The organism is Bradyrhizobium murdochi (assembly GCF_000472965.1).
Lineage (GTDB): Bacteria > Pseudomonadota > Alphaproteobacteria > Rhizobiales > Xanthobacteraceae > Bradyrhizobium > Bradyrhizobium murdochi.
Genome location: NZ_AXAU01000010.1, coordinates 46,760 through 64,063, shown reverse-complemented (window position 1 = coordinate 64,063; position 17,304 = coordinate 46,760). Strand labels below are relative to the sequence as shown.

Here is a 17,304-nt window from a genome sequence, read left to right as displayed (position 1 = left end):
CGTCTAGTTGACGGGCCCGCCGCGACCTAAATGTTCCATATCTGGCTCGACCCTCGTTATCCCGGTCATCCGGTTGATCATGATCGTGATGAGCCACAGAACGATGCCCACCCCGATCAGGACGCCGGCGACCCGGTACTGAACGGGGTCACGGCCGGCCCAGGGACTGGCCAAGAAAGCGCAAAACAAGGCGCCCAGGATCGGCAGAATGGTCGGCGTGCGAAAATGCTGATGACTTACAGAATCGCGCCGAAGCACCAGCACCGCAACGTTAACCACCGTGAAAACGCATAACAAAAGCAGCGCGGTGGTGCCTCCGAGTGCCGGCACCTCACCGACGAACGTGATCAGGGCAAACGCCAGCAAGGTCGTGAAGCCGATGGCGACATAAGGCGTCCGCCGCATCCTGTGTACTCTCCCGAGAGCTGGCGGAAGCACATGCTCGCGGCTCATGCCATACACAAGGCGACTGGCCATGAGCATATTGATGAGAGCGGTATTAGCCACGGCAAACATGGTGATGAATCCAAAGATCCAGATCGGAAAATTTGGCGCGCCCTGTTGGACGACCTTCAGAAGGGGTGTTTCGCCTTCGCCCAATTGCTCCGGCGCCACCAGGGTGATTGCCGAGACCGAGACTAGAACATAGATGAGACAGGTGATCACAAGGCCTGCAAGCAGCACCTTTGGAAAGTGACGGCTTGGATCCTTGCATTCCTCGGCCATGTTGACCGAATCCTCGAAGCCTACCATGGCAAAGAATGCGAGCGTGGTCGCGGCAATCACCGGCCAGAACATGCCGCCGTCAGCGGTCGAACGAAACTGCATGACACGCGAGACATCGCCCTGGCCCAACCCGATCGCCCAAAGGCCGATCACAATTATAATCAGCAGTCCCGTCAGCTCCACACAGGTGAGAACGACGTTAGCTTTCAGACTTTCGCCAACACCGCGGAAATTGATCGCGGCAACGACAGCCATGAAAGCGAGACCGGTAATCGTGATGGCAAAGGCCGATAGGTTGAGGCCCATTGCGTTCGACATGTTCGCGGCGAAAGCCCGGGAAGCGGTCGATGCCGAGGTGATACCCGAGCACATCACCGCAAATGCAACGATGAACGTGACGAAATGGATACCAAAAGCCTTGTGAGTGTAGAGCGCCGCGCCCGCAGCTTTTGGATATTTCGTGACCAGTTCTAGATAGCTGAACGCGGTCACAAGGGCGACCACAAACGCAACCACAAAAGGCAGCCACACGACACCGCCGACTTGCTTCGCCACCTGGCCTGTGAGCGCATAGATTCCGGTGCCGAGAATATCGCCGACGATGAACAGCAAGAGCAGCCAGGGGCCCATGACCCTACGAAGGCTCGGTTCGGCAGCGATCGATTGAGTACCGGCGTTCATGGGGACATCGGTCATCGCACGTCCTTTTTATCGGTGGCGCCAGCGCAGTCTACTGGTAGTTGAAGACCTTGTGCAATAATTCTGCCTGGGGTTCGGCAGTGCGAATTGGCTGAAATCCGGAACCATTGCCGGCCGCAGGCATTCAATTGGCTAGCTCGAAGCGGATCTCGAGAGGGCTTGATATGCGATAGATCACATCAACGGCGATACTGGTCCTATCGGTACTTCCTGCGTTCGCCGATCGCGCGGTCACCGAAGACGAGCGCGCAAAGCTTGTCGCTGCGGTTCAGGTCGAGGGATGCTCAGGCGGCAAGTTCGAAATGGATGAAGACGACCAGCAGTTTGAGGTCGATGACGCCGTCTGCGCGGACGGCAAGAAGTATGACCTCAAGTTCGATATGCAGATGAAGTTGAAGCGGAAGAATTTGGACTGAGTTCGGACGCAAATCCTTCTCGCAACGGCGTCCTCACAGGCTTTCCACCACGTTCGTGAACCAAGCGCCTGATTTGTCGCGTATTTTCTAACTCGCTTCCACTCCGCGGGAAATAAAATCACCCGCGTTGAGATCGCACCTCGCCGCCACGAAGATCGCAACCAGAGCCAACACTGGTGAGCGAGGCGCGACATGGCGAAGATGCGGGCGATCGATGCGGCTGTGCGGATCCTGGAGAAGGAAGGCGTGACCATCGCCTTCGGTGTTCCCGGTGCGGCGATCAATCCGCTTTACTCCGCGCTGAAGAAGCGCGGCTCGATCGGGCATATTCTGGCGCGCCATGTCGAGGGCGCTTCGCACATGGCCGAGGGCTATACCCGCGCCAAATCAGGCAATATTGGCGTCTGCATCGGTACCTCGGGTCCGGCCGGCACCGACATGATCACCGGGCTTTATTCGGCGATCGCGGATTCGATCCCGATTTTGTGCATCACCGGGCAGGCGCCGCGGGCGCGCCTCTACAAGGAAGACTTTCAGGCGATCGATATCGAATCGATTGCAAAACCGGTGACGAAATGGGCGGTGACCGTGCGCGAGCCGGCGCTGGTGCCGCGCGTGTTCAGCCAGGCGTTTCACATCATGCGTTCCGGGCGTCCGGGACCGGTGCTGATCGACCTGCCGCTCGACGTGCAGCTTGCGGAGATCGAATTCGACGACGAGACCTACGAGCGGCTGCCGGTCTACAAGCCCGCCGCGACCCGCAAGCAGATCGAGAAGGCGCTCGACATGCTCAATGCGGCGGAGCGGCCGCTGATCGTGGCGGGTGGCGGCGTCATCAATGCCGACGCGCCCGAACTGCTGGTGCAGTTCGCCGAGATCGTCAACGTTCCCGTGGTGCCGACGCTGATGGGGTGGGGCGCCATCCCCGACGATCACGTGCTGATGGCAGGCATGGTGGGTTTGCAGACCAGCCACCGTTACGGCAACGCGACCATGCTGCAATCCGACTTCGTGCTCGGCATCGGCAACCGCTGGGCCAACCGGCACACCGGGTCGATCGAGACCTACACCAAGGGCCGCAAGTTTGTGCATGTCGATATCGAGCCGACGCAGATCGGACGCGTGTTCAATCCCGATTTCGGCATCGTCTCCGACGCCAAGGCGGCGCTGGAATTGTTCGTCGCGGTCGCCAGGGAGTGGCGCAAGGCCGGCAAGCTGAGGGAGCGGCAGGCATGGCCGGCGGCGTGCCAGGACCGCAAGCGCACGATGCTGCGCAAGAGCCATTTCGACGACATGCCGATCAAGCCGCAGCGCGTCTACGAGGAGATGAGCAGGGCGTTCGGGCGCGATACCTGCTACGTCAGCGTGATCGGATTGTCGCAGATCGCCGGCGCGCAATTCCTCGGCGTTTACGGCCCGCGCAACTGGATCAATGCGGGGCAGGCCGGTCCGCTCGGCTGGACATTGCCGGCGGCACTTGGCGTGCGTGCGGCCGATCCGTCGCGCCAGATCGTCGCGCTGTCAGGCGACTACGATTTCCAGTTCCTGATCGAGGAGCTCGCGGTCGGAGCGCAGTTCAAGCTGCCCTACATCCACGTCGTCGTGAACAACTCCTATCTCGGGCTAATCCGCCAGGCGCAGCGCGGTTTTGACATGGACTATCACGTCCAGCTCTCCTTCGAGAACATCAACGCGCCCGAGATCGGGGTCTATGGCGTGGACCATGTCGCGGTCGCGGAGGGGCTCGGCTGCAAGGCGATCCGCGTCACCGACCCGAACCACGCGCAAGCGGCGTTCGCGACGGCGCGCGAATGGATGGCGGAATTCCAGGTGCCTGTCGTGGTCGAGTTCATTCTCGAGCGCGTCACCAACATCTCGATGGGCACCGAGATCGACAACATCATTGAGTTCGAGGAGGTGCTCGATCTGCCGCTGGACGACACTCCGGCCAAAGCGAGCGCGCCGCAATCCGGCAAGCTGCTGCCGGCATAAAGGGAGAATCTGATCGTGCCGAAATTTGCCGCCAATCTCACCATGCTGTTCGGCGAGCAGCCGTTCCTCGATCGCTTTGCGGCCGCCAAGGCGGCGGGATTCACCGGGGTCGAATATCTATTCCCGTATGAATTCGACAAGGCCGATCTGCGCGAGCAGTTGCACCAGCACGGGCTGACGCAGGTGCTGCACAATCTCCCCGCCGGCAACTGGGCCGCCGGCGAGCGCGGCATCGCCATTCTGCCTGATCGCGTCGACGAATTTCGTGACGGCGTCGGACGCGCCATCGATTACGCCAAGGCGCTCGATTGCCGCCAGCTCAACTGCCTCGTCGGCATCGCGCCTGACGCTGCTGATGCGATCGATCTCAACGAGACATTGATCGGCAATCTTCGCTTTGCGGCGGACGCGCTCGCCAAGCAGCAGATGAAGCTCCTGATCGAGCCGATCAACACGATCGATATCCCCGGCTTTTTCCTGAACAAGACCGCACAGGCGCTTCAGCTCATTGCGGATGTTCGCTCGAGCAATCTGTTTGTGCAGTACGACATCTACCACATGCAGGTGATGGAGGGTGACATTGCGCGAAGCTTGCAAAAGCATCTGCCGCGCATCGCCCATGTGCAACTCGCCGACAATCCCGGCCGCAACGAGCCGGGCACCGGCGAGATCAACTATCCCTTCCTGTTCCGTCATCTCGACGCTATTGGTTATCGCGGCTGGATCGGCTGCGAATACAAGCCGAGGACGACGACAGTCGAGAGCCTCGGCTGGCACGCCGCGCTGACCGCCGATACCTGAACAAGAAACGAAATAAGGGGAGTTGAAATGATCGATATCGGCTTTATCGGCCTCGGCACCATGGGGCGCCCGATGGCGGGCCATCTGCAGGCTGCCGGCCATCGCCTGTTCCTGCACGATGTCGGACCCATTGCACCAGAGCTGATTGCGGCGGGGGACGAGGTCTGCAAGACGGGCAAGGAAGTCGCCGAGAAGGCCGACGTCGTCATCATCATGGTGCCTGACACGCCGCATGTGGAGGCGGTCTTGTTCGGGCCCGGCGGCGTCGCCGAGGGGCTCTCCAAGGGGCAGATCGTCGTCGACATGAGTTCGATCTCGCCGCTCGCCACCAAGGAGTTTGCCAAGAAGGTGGAGGCGCTCGGCGCCGATTATCTCGACGCACCGGTTTCCGGTGGCGAGGTCGGCGCCAAGGCGGCGAGCCTCACCATCATGGTTGGCGGACCGGAGCGTGCGTTCAACGCGATGAAGCCCGTGTTCGACAAGATGGGCAAGAACGTCACTCTCGTCGGCGCCAATGGCGACGGGCAGACCACCAAGGTCGCCAACCAGATCATCGTGGCGCTGACGATCGAGGCGGTCGGCGAGGCGCTGTTGTTTGCATCGAAGGCCGGCGCGGATCCGGCGCTGGTGCGCAAGGCGCTGATGGGCGGCTTTGCATCGTCGCGAATCCTCGAAGTCCATGGCGAGCGCATGGTGAAGCGCAACTTCGAGCCGGGCTTTCGCATCGAGCTGCACCAGAAGGATCTCAATCTGGCGCTGGAGGGCGCGCGTGCGCTCGGTCTTTCCTTGCCGAGCACGGCGCTGGCCCAGCAATTGTTCAGCGCCTGTACTGCCCATGGCGGCAAGGCATGGGACCATTCGGGAATGGTGCGCGCGCTCGAAATGATGGCGAGCCACGAAATCGCTAAAGCCTGATCTCTGTTTCTCCCTGTGACTGGAACCGCGCCGATATTTTCGGCGCGGCCCTTTTTGTTGCCGCATTGGAACCGGAACCTTCTCACGCCTCCGGTGGTTGAGACACGTCATCAATTTACTGGAGAATGTGATGAATAATCGTTTGGCCGTTTCACTGATTGCGGCTTCGTTGCTGACCTCTGGTGCGGCATTCGCTCAATCGACCACCGCGCAAGGCGCCGCGGACGGCGCCGCCGCGGGCGCTGAAGTCGGTGGCCCGGTCGGCGCGATCGTCGGCGGCACGGTGGGTGCTGCGCTCGGCGCGGCCGTGGAAATTCCGAACGCTGTGATCAATTCGGTCCCGCGGGACCGATCTGTCGTGGTTCGTGAGCATGTGGTGGTGGGCGAGCCGCTGCCGCCGACCGTCCAACTTCGTCCGGTGCCGCGATACACCGAATACCGCTATGCGGTAGTCAACGATCGTCGCGTGATCGTGGAGCCGCGCACGCGCAGGGTTGTCAGGATACTCGACTAACGAACGTGGCTCTTACTGAGCCATCCTCACTGAGCCATCCTCGCGGGCGATCGTCCCGCGAGGATTTTTCTTGTCACGATGTGCTGTGGCGCGATCGCTTGATCTTCCAGTCGAGAACCATGGCAGCCGCAAGCCCGACGGATGCCGCCAGCGCGTCGACCACAAAGTCCTCCAGGCGTGCGTGCCGGCCTGGCGCCCAGAACTGCAGGATTTCGATCAAGCCGGTGCAAGCGATGACGAAGGCCGCCGTGTGCAACCGGTTGCGCGTATGGGCCAATCCGAAGGCGAGTCCGAGCAGCACAAAGGCAAGCGCATGCTCCCCGTTTTGCCCGAGGTTTGAATGCGGCCGTTGTTCCGCCGGCCCGAGCGTCGCGAAGGCGATTGCCGCGGCAAGGCCCCAGGCGAATAGTCGAAGGATGATCGTCATCGGAATGGCATAGCACGATTTCTGTGCCGGCCATCCCATGCAGGCAAACTGGCAAGGCCTGTGGTTAATTGCCTTTCAGAGCGGCTCCCGTACGCCCATACCGTGCATGAAGCGCTCCCGGATCTGCACGGGATCGCGGCGGGTAGTGCCGACGCCTGGCTTGTCGTCGATGCGCACGCCGATCAGCGCTGGGCCCGCGGCCGACATGGACTGTTCGATCAGGCGCTCGAAGTCCTCCTCGTCCGCTGCCCAGGCGCTGTTGGCGAGGCCGCTCGCGATCGCGATGGCGACGATGTCGGCCACGGTTGCCGCCGGGGTCGGTTGCGCACCGGTGATCTGGTAGATGCCGTTGTCCATCACGATCATGGTGAGATTTTTCGGCGCCAATGTCGCGATCGTCGAGAGCGATCCCAGTTGCATCAACAGCGAGCCGTCGCCCTCCAGCGCGAACACGTGTCGATTCGGTTGTGCGAGCGCGACGCCGAGCGCGATCGGAAAGGCGAGACCCATGCTGCCGAGCATGTAGAAATTCTGCGGCCGGTGGCCGGCGGCCCACAGGTCGAAATTGGTGTTGCCGATGCCGCCGATCACGGCTTCCTCGTTCTTCAACTTCGCAATCAGCCGCGAGGTGAGATCGAAGCGGTTCATGACCTTGGTGTTGCGGGCAGGGGTATCGCTGTTCATGAGATCGCTCACTTGTCGAACACTTTGCCGCCGGTCAGAAGCGGCGAGAGGATCAGCGCCACCGGCGCCTGCGTGGTGATGGCCTGCTTGATCGAGCGGTCGACGATAAATTCCAGTTCGTCCAGTCGGGTAATGGTGTGATGCTCCATCGCGAGCGAGTCCAGCACCGGCCGCATGGTGCGGCACACCAGCGACTGGCCGTAGTTGAATTCGCCGAGCGTGCCGCGTTCGGACACGAACATGATCAGCGGGATCTGATAGGGGATCGCCAGCGATGCCAGCACGTTGGCCAGCGTGGCGAATCCCGAAGTCTGCATCAGCACTGCGCCGCGCATGCCGCCCATCCAGGCGCCGGAGACGATGCCGACGGCTTCCTCTTCGCGCGCGGCGGGGAAGGTCGTGAAGAAAGGATCGGCGTACAAATTCCTGATCAGCGTCGTCAGGACGCGGTCGGGCACGTAGGGGACCAGGCGGATATCGTTGCGCTTGAGGGATTGCAGCACGATGCCGTGCCAGCTCGTTTCGGAAGTCCCTGGCGAGTTTTTTTCCTCCGCAACCGCCATTTTGGTCTCCCTTGTTGCGCCGATTATTCGTCGGCGTTCATCCTTGGAGCGGCGAAACTTGACGCCATTAGTGAGATTGTCAACATGTTCCGATCTTATCCTGCTCTGCGCCGCGCGCCGCTATATCAGGGATGCGACGATGTGAGATAAGCAAGAGGAGATACGGGGAGAGGGCTATGGCTGAATATATTCGGACTGCTGCCAATCTGGTCGCGGCGCCCATACTTCCGCTGAAATCTGTACCCTGATTGCGGCCACCAGCGGTCATCCCGCCAAACCATTCAAGCGCTACGATCTTCGAACCGAAAGTTGCCAAGGAAAATGACCGTCAACAACAAGCGCGTGTTCTATGTCAAATACCTCGCCCACGAGATCTATGTCGATATCATGAAAGCGCGCGCCGACGTGCGGCTTGACCGGCTGGAGAACGACAGCCCGGATACGGTCGCAGCGCCGATCTTGTCGGCGGCGCATGCCTACCAGGTCGGCGCGGCACGCGACGAGATCGCCAGGCATTTTCACGTCGATCAGGATCTGTTGCGGCGGACACCGAACCTCCTGATCGTGTCCTCGAATGGGGCGGGTTTCGATCCCGTCGACGTCGATGCCTGCACGGCGGCCGGCGTGCTCGTCGTCAACCAGTCCGGCGGCAACGCCAATTCGGTCGCCGAGCATGCGCTAGGGATGATGCTGACGCTGTCCAAGCGCATCCTCGAATCCGACCGCGCGCTGCGCCGCCAGGCCAACGTCAATCGAAACGCGCTGATTGGCAACGAGGTGCAGGGCAAGACTGTGGGCATTGTCGGGATCGGCAATGTCGGCCGCCGTATCGCCGAGCTCTGCAGCGGCCTGCTGCATATGAAGGTGATCGCTTATGATCCCTATCTGACCGCGGAAGAAATCGCCGCCCGCGGTGGCGAAAAGGTCGAGCTTCACGACCTGATGCGCCGCTCGGATTTCGTCTCGATCTCCTGTCCGCTGACCAAGGACAACCGCCGCATGATCGGCGCCCGCGAGTTCGCGCTGATGCAACCGCACGCCTTCTTCATCACCACGGCGCGCGGCTTCATTCACGATGAGGAAGCGCTGTACGAGGCGTTGCGCGACAAGCGGATTGCGGGGGCCGGGCTAGATGTCTGGGACAAGGAGCCGCCGCCGCCGGAGCACCCGCTGCTGCAGTTCGACAATGTGCTGGCGAGCCCACACACGGCCGGGGTGACCAAGGAAGCGCGAGTCAACATGGGCCGGATCGCAGCCGAACAGATTCTCGATGCGCTCGACGGCAAGCGGCCGCCGCGCATCGTCAATCCCGAGGTGTGGCCCGACTACGCCAAGCGCTTCGAGCGGACGTTCGGATTTGCGCCGAAATAGGCCATCACCTGCCCCGAGAAAGACGATCCACGATGGCCGAACCGGCAGATTGCTTTTATGAGTCGCAGGGGCTGCGGTTGCATTATGTCGATTGGGGCAACGAAGCCGCGCCGCCGTTGATCCTTGTCCATGGCGGACTCGACCATTGCCGCAATTGAGATGCAATCGCGCAAGCGCTGCAGCCGCATTTTCATATCATGGCGCCGGACCTGCGCGGTCACGGCGATTCCGAATGGGCGAAGGGGAGCAGCTACAGCCTGGCTGACAACGTCTACGACCTCACCCGGCTGATGCGCTTTGCGGGGCTGCAGGAAGCGGCGATTGTCGGCCACTCGATGGGCGGCATGGTCGCGTTGGCCTATGCCGGCACCTATCCGGAAACGGTCTCGCGCCTCGTCGTGCTGGATGGCGCGTTCCTGTCGGACTCGCAGCCTGCGCCAATCGCCGAGCAGATGTCGCGCTGGATCGACCAGCTCGATCGCATCTCGGAGCATCAAGAGAGCACGTTCCTGACGATCGAGGGGGCGGCGAAGCGGTTGTCCGCGCGCAACAAGCGGCTGACGCCGGCACTGGCGCTGCATCTTGCCCGCCACGGCGTCCGCCAGGGCTCCGACGGCCTCTATCGCTGGAAGTTCGATCATCATCAGCGGGCGAGGGCACCATACCGGCTGTCGCCGGAGGACTACGTCGCTCTGTGGTCGCGCATCACCCGTCCGACCCTGTTGATGTGGGGCGACGAAAGCTTTCTGCCCGATCCCGCAGGCCTGCTCGCGCATTTCAAGAGCGCCGAACTGGAGAAGATCGCGGGCGCCGGCCACTGGCTGCACCATGATCGGCTCGAGGTGGTTCTGGCATCGCTGCGACGGTTTCTCGGGGCACCAGAGGCTGCGCTGGCGGTCGATAGCGGAATCACCGGGCTCTGAGGTCAGAATCGGCGGAGAAAATTTCATCCGCGGCCGGGATGAATGCGGCAATAATTCCACTGCCGGGCGGCCTCCTGACGAAGCGGGCGTTGCTATTTTCCCCGACATCTCGACTGGTTTGCCGCTTGAGACCATTTTCCCCGTGCGCCTTGCCCCCCGGCGCATGGAAGACGAAGAGATGCGACAAGTTCGTACATTGCTGAGCAGGGCGTCCTCCCGGATCGGGCGCCGGCTTTCCCAGATCGTGGCCATCGCCGCCGCCAGCCTGCCGTCCGCCGGCGCCTGAGGCGCGGGCGTCCTATCACTGCTCCGAAATCACGTCTAACGCTGTTAGCGCCTGATGGAGGCGCTCGACGAGCAGGTCCTCAATAGCCCCGTTCACGGTCGATCGAGTGCGGTGGACGCCGACCGGCCCGTATCGCTTCCGCCGTCGCGCGGAACGTCGCGCCGATCGCTTCCACGCTCACCTCGCAGGCATCGTGCGGTGTGACGACGATGCGAGGATACCGCCAGAACGGATGCCCCGGCGCGAGTGGCTCGGTTGCGAAGACATCGAGCGCAGCGCCGGCCAATTGCCCGTCCTCCAGCGCGGCGAGCAGGTCAGCGTCAACCAGATGTTCACCGCGTCCGACCTGTATCAGGTAGCCGCCGCGATACATTCGGGCGAATGTCGTGCGGTTCAGAATGCCTTTGGTCTCCGGCGTCAGTGGCAGCAGGTTCACGAGGACCTCGGTCTGGCCGAGCATGGCATCGAGGCCCGCCGTGCCATGGAAGCTGCACACGCCCTGCGGCGTCTGCTTCGCAGTCCGGCTCCACGCCATCACCGGAAAACCGAGTAAAGCGAGATCGGCGGCGACCCGACGGCCGATTTCGCCAAAGCCCAAAATGCCGACCGGCACGTCCTGCGCCCGGCGCTGGCCGAGGCGCTGCCAGCGTTCCTCGCGCTGCTGCGCCTGATAGGTTGCAAAGCGCCGCTGATGGCCGATCACGTGCCAGGCAACAAAGCCCGACATCATCTGCGCCTGCGCCGGATCGACGACACGGATCACGTCCACGTCGGGCCGCAGGCTAGGACAGGCCAAAATGTTGTCGACGCCGGCGCCGATCGAGCACACGGCCTGCAGGTTGGGGTAGCGCTCGAAGGCGTCGTCCGGCGGATGCCAGGCCACCGCCAGCCGGACATCCGTTGCCGGACCGTCGTGGGGGTGGCTGACGATTTCGATGCAGTCGGCCGCGCGCATGAATTGCGGGCCGAGATAGAAGCGGAGATCGAGGCTCCTGCTGACGAGAACACAACGCATCGTTCAAGCGGCCTTGTTCACGCAGCCTTGTTCATGCAGCCTTAGACGATGACGTTTGCCCGGGTACCGCGGAAAGCAGCTCGCGCGTGTAGGCATGCTCGGGGGCCGCGAACAGGAGCGATGCGGATTTCAGCTCGACGATCGCGCCTTGCTGCATGACGGCGATGCGGTCGCAAATCTGCGCGGCCACGCGCAGATCGTGAGTAATGAACAGCATCGACAGGCCAAGGCGGGCCTTTAGATCTTCCAGGAGGTCCAGAACCTGCGCTTGCACGGAGACGTCGAGCGCGGAGACGGCTTCGTCGGCGACCAGGATTTCCGGGTCGAGCGCGAGCGCCCGCGCAATTCCGATGCGCTGGCGTTGCCCGCCGGAGAATTCATGCGGAAAGCGTTCCATCGCGCTCGCATTGAGGCCGACGAGGCTGAGCAACTCGCCGGCGCGTTTTCGCGCTGTCGCCGGTTTGACGCCATGCGCAATCGGCCCGTCGGTGATGATGTTGCCGACTTTCCGGCGCGGATTGAGCGAGGCGAACGGATCCTGAAATACCATCTGGATGCGACGGCGCTGCTCGCGCAAAGCCTTGCCGCCGATCCGGGTGAGATCGACGTCGCCAATACGCACGGTGCCAGCGTCGGCCTCGATCAGGCGCATCACGAGGCGGGCGACCGACGATTTTCCCGAACCGGATTCGCCGACCAGCCCAAGCGTCTCGCCGCGAAAAATGTCGAAGCTGACGTCCTTGGCCGCTTGTACGCGGCGCTCGCTGCGGAACCAGCCGCCGCCGCTGACATACGTCTTGCCAAGCCCGATCACTTCCACCGCCTTGCTGCGGTCGGGCAGAGGCGTCCGCGGCGGCGGCTGCAGGGTGGGAACGGCGGCGAGCAGCGCACGGGTATAGGGATGTTGCGCGCGGAGCAGCACGTCGTCGGCCGTGCCTTGTTCGACGACCTTGCCGTGCTGAAGCACGACGACGCGATCGGCAATCTCGGCGACGACGCCAAAGTCATGGGTGATGAACATGACCGCCATGTTGCGGCGGCGCTGCAGGTCGCGGATCAGCTTGAGAATCTGCGCCTGCGTTGTGACGTCGAGCGCCGTCGTCGGCTCGTCGGCCACCAGCACGGTCGGCTCTAGTGCCAATGCCATAGCAATCATGGCACGCTGGCGCTGGCCGCCGGACAGTTGATGGGGATAGGCGCGCACCGCGCGCTCGGGATCGGGCAGGCCGACTTCGCGGATCAAAGCGAGGGCTTTCTGCTGCCGCTCCTTCGGCGTCAATAGGCCATGCGCCTCGAACATTTCGGCGATCTGCTCGCCGATGCGCATCAATGGATTGAGCGCCGTCATCGGCTCCTGGAACACCATCGCGATGCCGCGGCCGCGAAACGCCAGCCATTCCGCCGGGCTGAGCGACAAGAGGTTCTTTCCCTCGAACAGAATCTCTCCGGATTCTGCCGTCACCGTATCCGGCAGCAGCCCCATCAGCGCGTGGGCGCACATCGATTTGCCAGAGCCGGATTCACCGACCACGCAGAGGATTTTTCCGGCGGTGAGATCGAACGAAACGTCGTCCACGGCGTGGGCACGGTCACCGCCCGGCGGCAGCGCCAGCTTCAGGTTCTTGACGACGACGGTCATGCTCAGCGCCCTCCCTTGGCGAGGCGAGGGTTGAGCGCGTCGTTGAGGCCTTCGCCGATCAGGTTCAGCGCCAGCACCGAAACCAGAATGGCGATGCCGGGGAATACCGTGATCCACCAGGCCTGACGGATCACGGTGCGGCCGGCGCCCACCATGTAGCCCCACGACATCAGGTTGGGATCGCCGAGACCGAGGAAGGAGAGCGAGGACTCCAGAAGGATCGCGGTTGCAACCATCAGCGAGGCAAGCACGATGACGGGCGACAGCGCGTTGGGCAGGATCTCGCGCCAGATGATCCACCAGTTGGTCTGGCCGGTCACCACCGCCGCCTGGACATATTCGCGGGTGCGCAGCGACAGCACCTCGCCGCGCACCAGTCGTGCTACCGGCGGCCAGCTCACGATGGCGATGGCGGCCACGATCGAGACGATGGACGGTTGCATGATCGCGACGAGCACGATCGCCAGCGCGAAACTCGGAACGGTCTGGAAAAATTCGGTGAACCGCATCAGGGCATCGTCGATCTTGCCGCCGAAATATCCAGCCACCGCGCCCAGCGGAATGCCGACCGCGAGCGAGGCCAGCGTCGAAATGAGGCCGACCAGCAGCGAGACGCGCGCGCCATAGATGATGCCGGCCATCACGTCGCGGCCGAGCGCGTCGGTGCCGAGCGGAAAGCCGGCCAGCGTGAACGGCGGCAGGAACGGCCGTTGCACCATGCGCCACGGCGAGGTCGGAAACAGAAGGGGACCGAACAGCGCGACGGCGACGGCGACGATGAGGATCGTGATGCCGATCATGCTGCCGGGATTGCGCAACAGCATTCGCGAAACCTGTTTCATGCGGCGAACTCGATGCGGGGATCGACGGAGCGATAGACGAGGTCCGTGATCAGGTTGAAGGCCAGCACCATGGCCGAGCAGACGACGAAAACGCCGAGCAATAGATTGTAGTCGCGCTGCAGCAGCGCCTCGTACATCAGTCGGCCGATGCCGGGCCAGGCGAACACGGTTTCGGTCAGCACGGCGCCGCCGACCAGCGTCCCGGCCTGCAGGCCGGCCAGGGTGACGACCGGCAACAGCGCGTTGCGCAGCACGTGACGGCGCTGGATCACGGCATCCGACAGGCCCTTGGCGCGCGCGGTCTTGACGAAGTCGAGCCGGCTAACCTCCAGCATCGAGGCGCGCGTCATGCGGGCGTAGGTCGCCATGAAGAACAGCCCGATCGTCGTCGCCGGCAGGATCAGATGGGCGGCGACGTCGAGGACATGCGCAAGGCCGGTGTAGCCTGCGCCGACCGTTTCGTAACCAAAACTCGGTAGCCAATCCATCGTGACCGAAAACAACAGAATCGCCATCAACGCGACCCAGAACAGCGGCGTGGCGTAGAAGATCAGCGCCGCGATCGTAATTGCGGTGTCGGCCCAGGTGCCGGCAAAGCGCGCGGCCAATGCGCCGAACAGGATGCCGAAGGCGAGCGAGATCGCAAACGCGGTGCCCGTCAGCAACAGCGTCGCCGGCAGGCGATCGAGGATCAGCTTCGAGACCGGCATCTGCTGGCGAAACGAAAATCCGAGATCGAGGCTGACGATGCCTTTGACATAGAGGAACAGTTGCACCGGCAGCGGCTGGTCGAGGCCGAATTTCTCTCGGAGTTGGGCGATGAAGAGCTGGTCGCCCGCGCCGGCTTCGCCCGCCATCACCACCGCCGGATCGCCCGGCGCCATCCGGATAAGGAAGAAGTTCATGACGACAAGCGCGAGAAGAACGACGATAGCTTTCGCGATCCGCTGGGCTATGAAGGAGATCATGGGCTGTCGCTGGCGTTGGAGGCGCGGTGTTCGGGCGTCAGGATTGAACCCTGACACCCGACGAGGCGGCGATTACTTCTCGATCCAGGCGTCGCGGAAACCGTCGTTGACGCCGATGCCGGTCGTGATCAGGTTCTTGACGCTGCAGCGGGTGATGGTCGGGAATTGCAGTTCGAGCATCCACGCCACCGGCACGTCCTCCACAAGGATCTTCTGCGCCTTGGCGTAGATTTCCTCGCGCGCCGCATCGGGGAAGGCGACCGCGCCGTCGGCGAACAGCTTATCGATCTCCGGATTCGAATAGCCTTCGACGTTATTGAACGGCGAGCCCTTGGCGATCTGGCTCGAGACATAGTTGCGGCCGACGCCGAGCGCGGGATCGCCGTACTGGTAGAGATAAGTGAACGCGATGTCGTAGTCCCACTCGCTGACCTTCTGATTCCAGCCGGGGACGTCGGTTGCGATCATCTCGACATTGATCCCGACATCCTGCAGGTTCTGACGAACCATCTCGGCCCAGCGCTGCCACGTCTCGCCGTAAGGTAGCGGCAGCATGCGGAGCTTCTCACCCTTGTAGCCGGCTTCCTTGAGCAAGGCCTTCGCCTTGGCCGGATCGTAGTCGTATTTCGGCACCGCGCTGGTGTAGTACTTGATCGCCGAGCCGGATGGACCCGTTGCGATCTTGCCGAGGCCGTTCCAGACCACGTCCTTGGCCATGTTGCGATCGATTGCAAACATCAGCGCCTGGCGGAATTTCTTGTTCGCCGTGGGACCTGAGCGGTTGTTGAGCCAGAGCCAGGAATGCGGGCTAAAGAATTCCCAGCCCGCCCCGGTGACGCAGGTGTTCTTCAGCTTGCTCAAGCGCGGCACGTCGAAATTCTCCACCGAGCCGCCCGGCAGCACGTCGACCTTGCCGGTCTCATAGGCGACCGAGCGCGCGGCGGCATCCGGGATGACGTGCCAATAGATCTCGTCGATGTTGGGCTTGCCCTTGACGTGGTAGTTCGGATTCTTGACGAGGCGGATGAACGAACCCTTCTGCCATTCCCTAAACATGAAGGGGCCGGTACCAACAGGCGTGTTGTTGGCGGGGTTGGTCTTGAAGTCAGTGCCTTCGTAGAGGTGCTTCGGGATCATCGGCAGCGAGCCGACTTCGAAGATGCCGATGAACGGGCCGAACGGCTGCTTCAGCGTGAAGACGACGGTGGATTCATCCGGCGCTTCCACCTTTTCGAGCTGCGCAAGATTGCCGCGCGCACGCGCATGGGTCTGCTTCAAGAACTCGATCGAGAACAGAACGTCGGCCGAGGTGAACGGCTTGCCGTCATGCCAGGTCACGCCCTTCACGAGCTTGAACGTGTAGATCTTGCCGTCCTCACTGACTGACCAGCTTTCGGCGAGGCCGGGCAGGGGATCGAGCTTGGGGCTGTAGCGCAGCAGGCCTTCATAGATATTGCCGGCCACCATCTGCGTTGGGCCGTTCTGCACCAGGCCCATCATCAGGCTCGGCGGCTCGGGCTGGATCACGGCATTGACGACGCCGCCTGCTTTCGGCCCCTCGGCCACCGCCGCGGTGCTCAGCATGCACATCGTGGCGAAGCTCATCAAAATCTTGCGCTTGGACATCGCATACCTCGTTTAAAGAAAGGGTTTTTTTGGCGCTCTCACTTCGGCGAGGGCGGGTCTGTCAGTTGGCAAAGTCGGGATCGGTCCGCTCGAGCATCCGCTTGAAGGCCGCCCATTCGCTGTCGGGCACGCCATTTGTTTCGATCGCGTCGTAGAAGCTTGCGTATTGGCCGGCCGTCTTGCGGGCGACGGCTGCGGATAGCTCGACGACCTCAGCACCCGATGACTGGATTGCCAGTTGGGCGCGGCAGGAGCGCTCTAGATTGTGCATCAGCTTGAAGGCCTCGGCGACGGAGCGCCCGCAGGTCAGCATGCCGTGATTGCGCAAGACCAGCACGAACTTGTCGCCGAGATCGGCGACCAGGCGCGACCGTTCGTCGAGATCGAGCGCGATGCCTTCATAGTCGTGATAGGCGAGGCAATCAGTAAACTGCAGCGACCATTGATTGAGCGGCAGCAGCCCCTGCTTCTGGCAGGCAACGGCTATGCCCGCGACCGTGTGCGTGTGCAGGACGCAGATCGCGTCATGGCGCGCCGCGTGGATCGCACTGTGAATCGTAAAACCCGCCGGGTTGATGCCGAGCCCCGTGGGATCGTCGATGACGTTTCCGTCGAGATCGACCGTCACCAGGTTGGACGCCGTGACTTCCTCGAAACGCAAACCGTAGGAGTTGATGAGAAAGAGGTCTTGCCGGCCCGGAAGGCGGACGGAGATGTGGGTGTAGATGCTGTCGTCGAGACCGAGCCGGTGAATCAGCCGGTAGGCCGCCGCGAGGTCGATCCGGATTTGCAGGGTCTGGTCGTCCACCGCCGGCCAGGCCTTCGCGGTGTGGTGGGCTACGCTTGTCATTTCCGCCTTATCCATTTTCAACTTTTTCAGCTTGCGTGCCGCGCAGC

General features: G+C 62.6%; 17 protein-coding genes. 7 read left to right on the top strand and 10 right to left on the bottom strand.

Annotation, left to right across the window (positions count from 1 at the left end):
* Positions 1-3 precede the first annotated feature (3 nt).
* On the bottom strand, positions 4-1,422 hold the full coding sequence (locus YUO_RS0119790; RefSeq protein ID WP_028348843.1) for an APC family permease: 1,419 nt from the start codon (positions 1,420-1,422) through the stop codon (positions 4-6).
* Positions 1,423-1,598: 176 nt separating this feature from the next.
* Between YUO_RS0119790 and YUO_RS44840 the strand changes: the two genes are divergently transcribed.
* The 5 genes from YUO_RS44840 (at position 1,599) to YUO_RS0119765 (ending at position 6,063) form a co-directional block, all read left to right on the top strand.
* A complete protein-coding gene (locus tag YUO_RS44840) occupies positions 1,599-1,841 on the top strand; it encodes a PepSY domain-containing protein (RefSeq protein WP_035727153.1) in 243 nt (80 codons plus the stop codon).
* A 192-nt stretch (positions 1,842-2,033) separates the two neighbouring features.
* Positions 2,034-3,833, top strand: coding sequence for a glyoxylate carboligase (gene gcl, locus YUO_RS0119780; RefSeq protein WP_028348842.1), 1,800 nt, complete (start codon positions 2,034-2,036; stop codon positions 3,831-3,833).
* Between the two features lie 15 nt (positions 3,834-3,848).
* A complete protein-coding gene (gene hyi / locus YUO_RS0119775; protein ID WP_028348841.1) occupies positions 3,849-4,634 on the top strand; it encodes a hydroxypyruvate isomerase in 786 nt (261 codons plus the stop codon).
* Positions 4,635-4,661: 27 nt separating this feature from the next.
* Complete coding sequence (locus YUO_RS0119770; protein ID WP_028348840.1) at positions 4,662-5,549, top strand: 2-hydroxy-3-oxopropionate reductase; 888 nt, start codon at positions 4,662-4,664, stop codon at positions 5,547-5,549.
* Positions 5,550-5,679: 130 nt separating this feature from the next.
* The gene (locus tag YUO_RS0119765; RefSeq protein ID WP_028348839.1) at positions 5,680-6,063 is read left to right on the top strand and encodes a DUF1236 domain-containing protein; all 384 of its coding nucleotides are present in this window, start codon (positions 5,680-5,682) and stop codon (positions 6,061-6,063) included.
* 73 nt (positions 6,064-6,136) lie between these two features.
* On the opposite strand, the gene YUO_RS0119760 is transcribed toward YUO_RS0119765, so the two are convergent.
* The 3 genes from YUO_RS0119760 to YUO_RS0119750 all read right to left on the bottom strand — a co-directional run bounded on the left by YUO_RS0119760 (position 6,137) and on the right by YUO_RS0119750 (position 7,737).
* Positions 6,137-6,490, bottom strand: coding sequence for a VanZ family protein (locus YUO_RS0119760; RefSeq protein WP_028348838.1), 354 nt, complete (start codon positions 6,488-6,490; stop codon positions 6,137-6,139).
* A gap of 75 nt (positions 6,491-6,565) precedes the next feature.
* Complete coding sequence (locus YUO_RS0119755; RefSeq protein ID WP_028348837.1) at positions 6,566-7,174, bottom strand: thiamine pyrophosphate-dependent enzyme; 609 nt, start codon at positions 7,172-7,174, stop codon at positions 6,566-6,568.
* A gap of 8 nt (positions 7,175-7,182) precedes the next feature.
* The gene (locus tag YUO_RS0119750; protein ID WP_028348836.1) at positions 7,183-7,737 is read right to left on the bottom strand and encodes a thiamine pyrophosphate-binding protein; all 555 of its coding nucleotides are present in this window, start codon (positions 7,735-7,737) and stop codon (positions 7,183-7,185) included.
* A 321-nt stretch (positions 7,738-8,058) separates the two neighbouring features.
* Between YUO_RS0119750 and YUO_RS0119745 the strand changes: the two genes are divergently transcribed.
* Both YUO_RS0119745 and YUO_RS41155 read left to right on the top strand, forming a co-directional pair.
* Positions 8,059-9,108, top strand: a complete 1,050-nt coding sequence (locus tag YUO_RS0119745) for a hydroxyacid dehydrogenase (protein WP_028348835.1) — start codon at positions 8,059-8,061, stop codon at positions 9,106-9,108.
* Between the two features lie 164 nt (positions 9,109-9,272).
* The gene (locus YUO_RS41155) at positions 9,273-10,031 is read left to right on the top strand and encodes an alpha/beta fold hydrolase (protein WP_347335939.1); all 759 of its coding nucleotides are present in this window, start codon (positions 9,273-9,275) and stop codon (positions 10,029-10,031) included.
* 365 nt (positions 10,032-10,396) lie between these two features.
* Here YUO_RS41155 and YUO_RS0119730 read toward each other — a convergent pair whose 3' ends face one another.
* The 6 genes from YUO_RS0119730 to YUO_RS0119705 form a co-directional block, all read right to left on the bottom strand.
* Positions 10,397-11,272, bottom strand: a complete 876-nt coding sequence (locus tag YUO_RS0119730) for a 2-hydroxyacid dehydrogenase (RefSeq protein WP_235782764.1) — start codon at positions 11,270-11,272, stop codon at positions 10,397-10,399.
* 91 nt (positions 11,273-11,363) lie between these two features.
* Positions 11,364-12,971 (bottom strand): ABC transporter ATP-binding protein, encoded by a 1,608-nt coding sequence (locus tag YUO_RS0119725; RefSeq protein ID WP_028348833.1) that lies wholly within the window; start codon positions 12,969-12,971, stop codon positions 11,364-11,366.
* A gap of 2 nt (positions 12,972-12,973) precedes the next feature.
* Positions 12,974-13,813: an ABC transporter permease gene (locus YUO_RS0119720; RefSeq protein ID WP_028348832.1), complete on the bottom strand. Its 840-nt coding sequence runs from the start codon at positions 13,811-13,813 to the stop codon at positions 12,974-12,976.
* Positions 13,810-14,781, bottom strand: a complete 972-nt coding sequence (locus YUO_RS0119715) for an ABC transporter permease (protein ID WP_028348831.1) — start codon at positions 14,779-14,781, stop codon at positions 13,810-13,812. The genes YUO_RS0119720 and YUO_RS0119715 overlap by 4 nt, the downstream gene beginning before the upstream one ends.
* A 72-nt stretch (positions 14,782-14,853) precedes the next feature.
* Positions 14,854-16,407 carry an ABC transporter substrate-binding protein gene (locus YUO_RS0119710; RefSeq protein WP_028348830.1) on the bottom strand — a complete coding sequence of 518 codons (1,554 nt, stop codon included), beginning with the start codon at positions 16,405-16,407 and terminating at the stop codon, positions 14,854-14,856.
* A 61-nt stretch (positions 16,408-16,468) separates the two neighbouring features.
* On the bottom strand, positions 16,469-17,257 hold the full coding sequence (locus YUO_RS0119705; RefSeq protein WP_051379539.1) for a class II aldolase/adducin family protein: 789 nt from the start codon (positions 17,255-17,257) through the stop codon (positions 16,469-16,471).
* Between the last annotated feature and the right edge of the window lie 47 nt (positions 17,258-17,304).

Coding starts and splice junctions, on each gene's coding strand:
- YUO_RS0119705 (WP_051379539.1), bottom strand. CDS start 17,257: ATGACAAGCGTAGCCCACCACACCGCGAAGGCCTGGCCGGCGGTGGAC.
- YUO_RS0119710 (WP_028348830.1), bottom strand. CDS start 16,407: ATGTCCAAGCGCAAGATTTTGATGAGCTTCGCCACGATGTGCATGCTG.
- YUO_RS0119725 (WP_028348833.1), bottom strand. CDS start 12,971: ATGACCGTCGTCGTCAAGAACCTGAAGCTGGCGCTGCCGCCGGGCGGT.
- YUO_RS0119750 (WP_028348836.1), bottom strand. CDS start 7,737: ATGGCGGTTGCGGAGGAAAAAAACTCGCCAGGGACTTCCGAAACGAGC.
- YUO_RS0119720 (WP_028348832.1), bottom strand. CDS start 13,813: ATGAAACAGGTTTCGCGAATGCTGTTGCGCAATCCCGGCAGCATGATC.
- YUO_RS0119760 (WP_028348838.1), bottom strand. CDS start 6,490: ATGACGATCATCCTTCGACTATTCGCCTGGGGCCTTGCCGCGGCAATC.
- YUO_RS0119715 (WP_028348831.1), bottom strand. CDS start 14,781: ATGATCTCCTTCATAGCCCAGCGGATCGCGAAAGCTATCGTCGTTCTT.
- YUO_RS0119790 (WP_028348843.1), bottom strand. CDS start 1,422: ATGACCGATGTCCCCATGAACGCCGGTACTCAATCGATCGCTGCCGAA.
- gcl (WP_028348842.1), top strand. CDS start 2,034: ATGGCGAAGATGCGGGCGATCGATGCGGCTGTGCGGATCCTGGAGAAG.
- YUO_RS0119770 (WP_028348840.1), top strand. CDS start 4,662: ATGATCGATATCGGCTTTATCGGCCTCGGCACCATGGGGCGCCCGATG.
- YUO_RS0119730 (WP_235782764.1), bottom strand. CDS start 11,272: ATGCGCGCGGCCGACTGCATCGAAATCGTCAGCCACCCCCACGACGGT.
- YUO_RS0119755 (WP_028348837.1), bottom strand. CDS start 7,174: ATGAACAGCGATACCCCTGCCCGCAACACCAAGGTCATGAACCGCTTC.
- YUO_RS0119745 (WP_028348835.1), top strand. CDS start 8,059: ATGACCGTCAACAACAAGCGCGTGTTCTATGTCAAATACCTCGCCCAC.
- YUO_RS0119765 (WP_028348839.1), top strand. CDS start 5,680: ATGAATAATCGTTTGGCCGTTTCACTGATTGCGGCTTCGTTGCTGACC.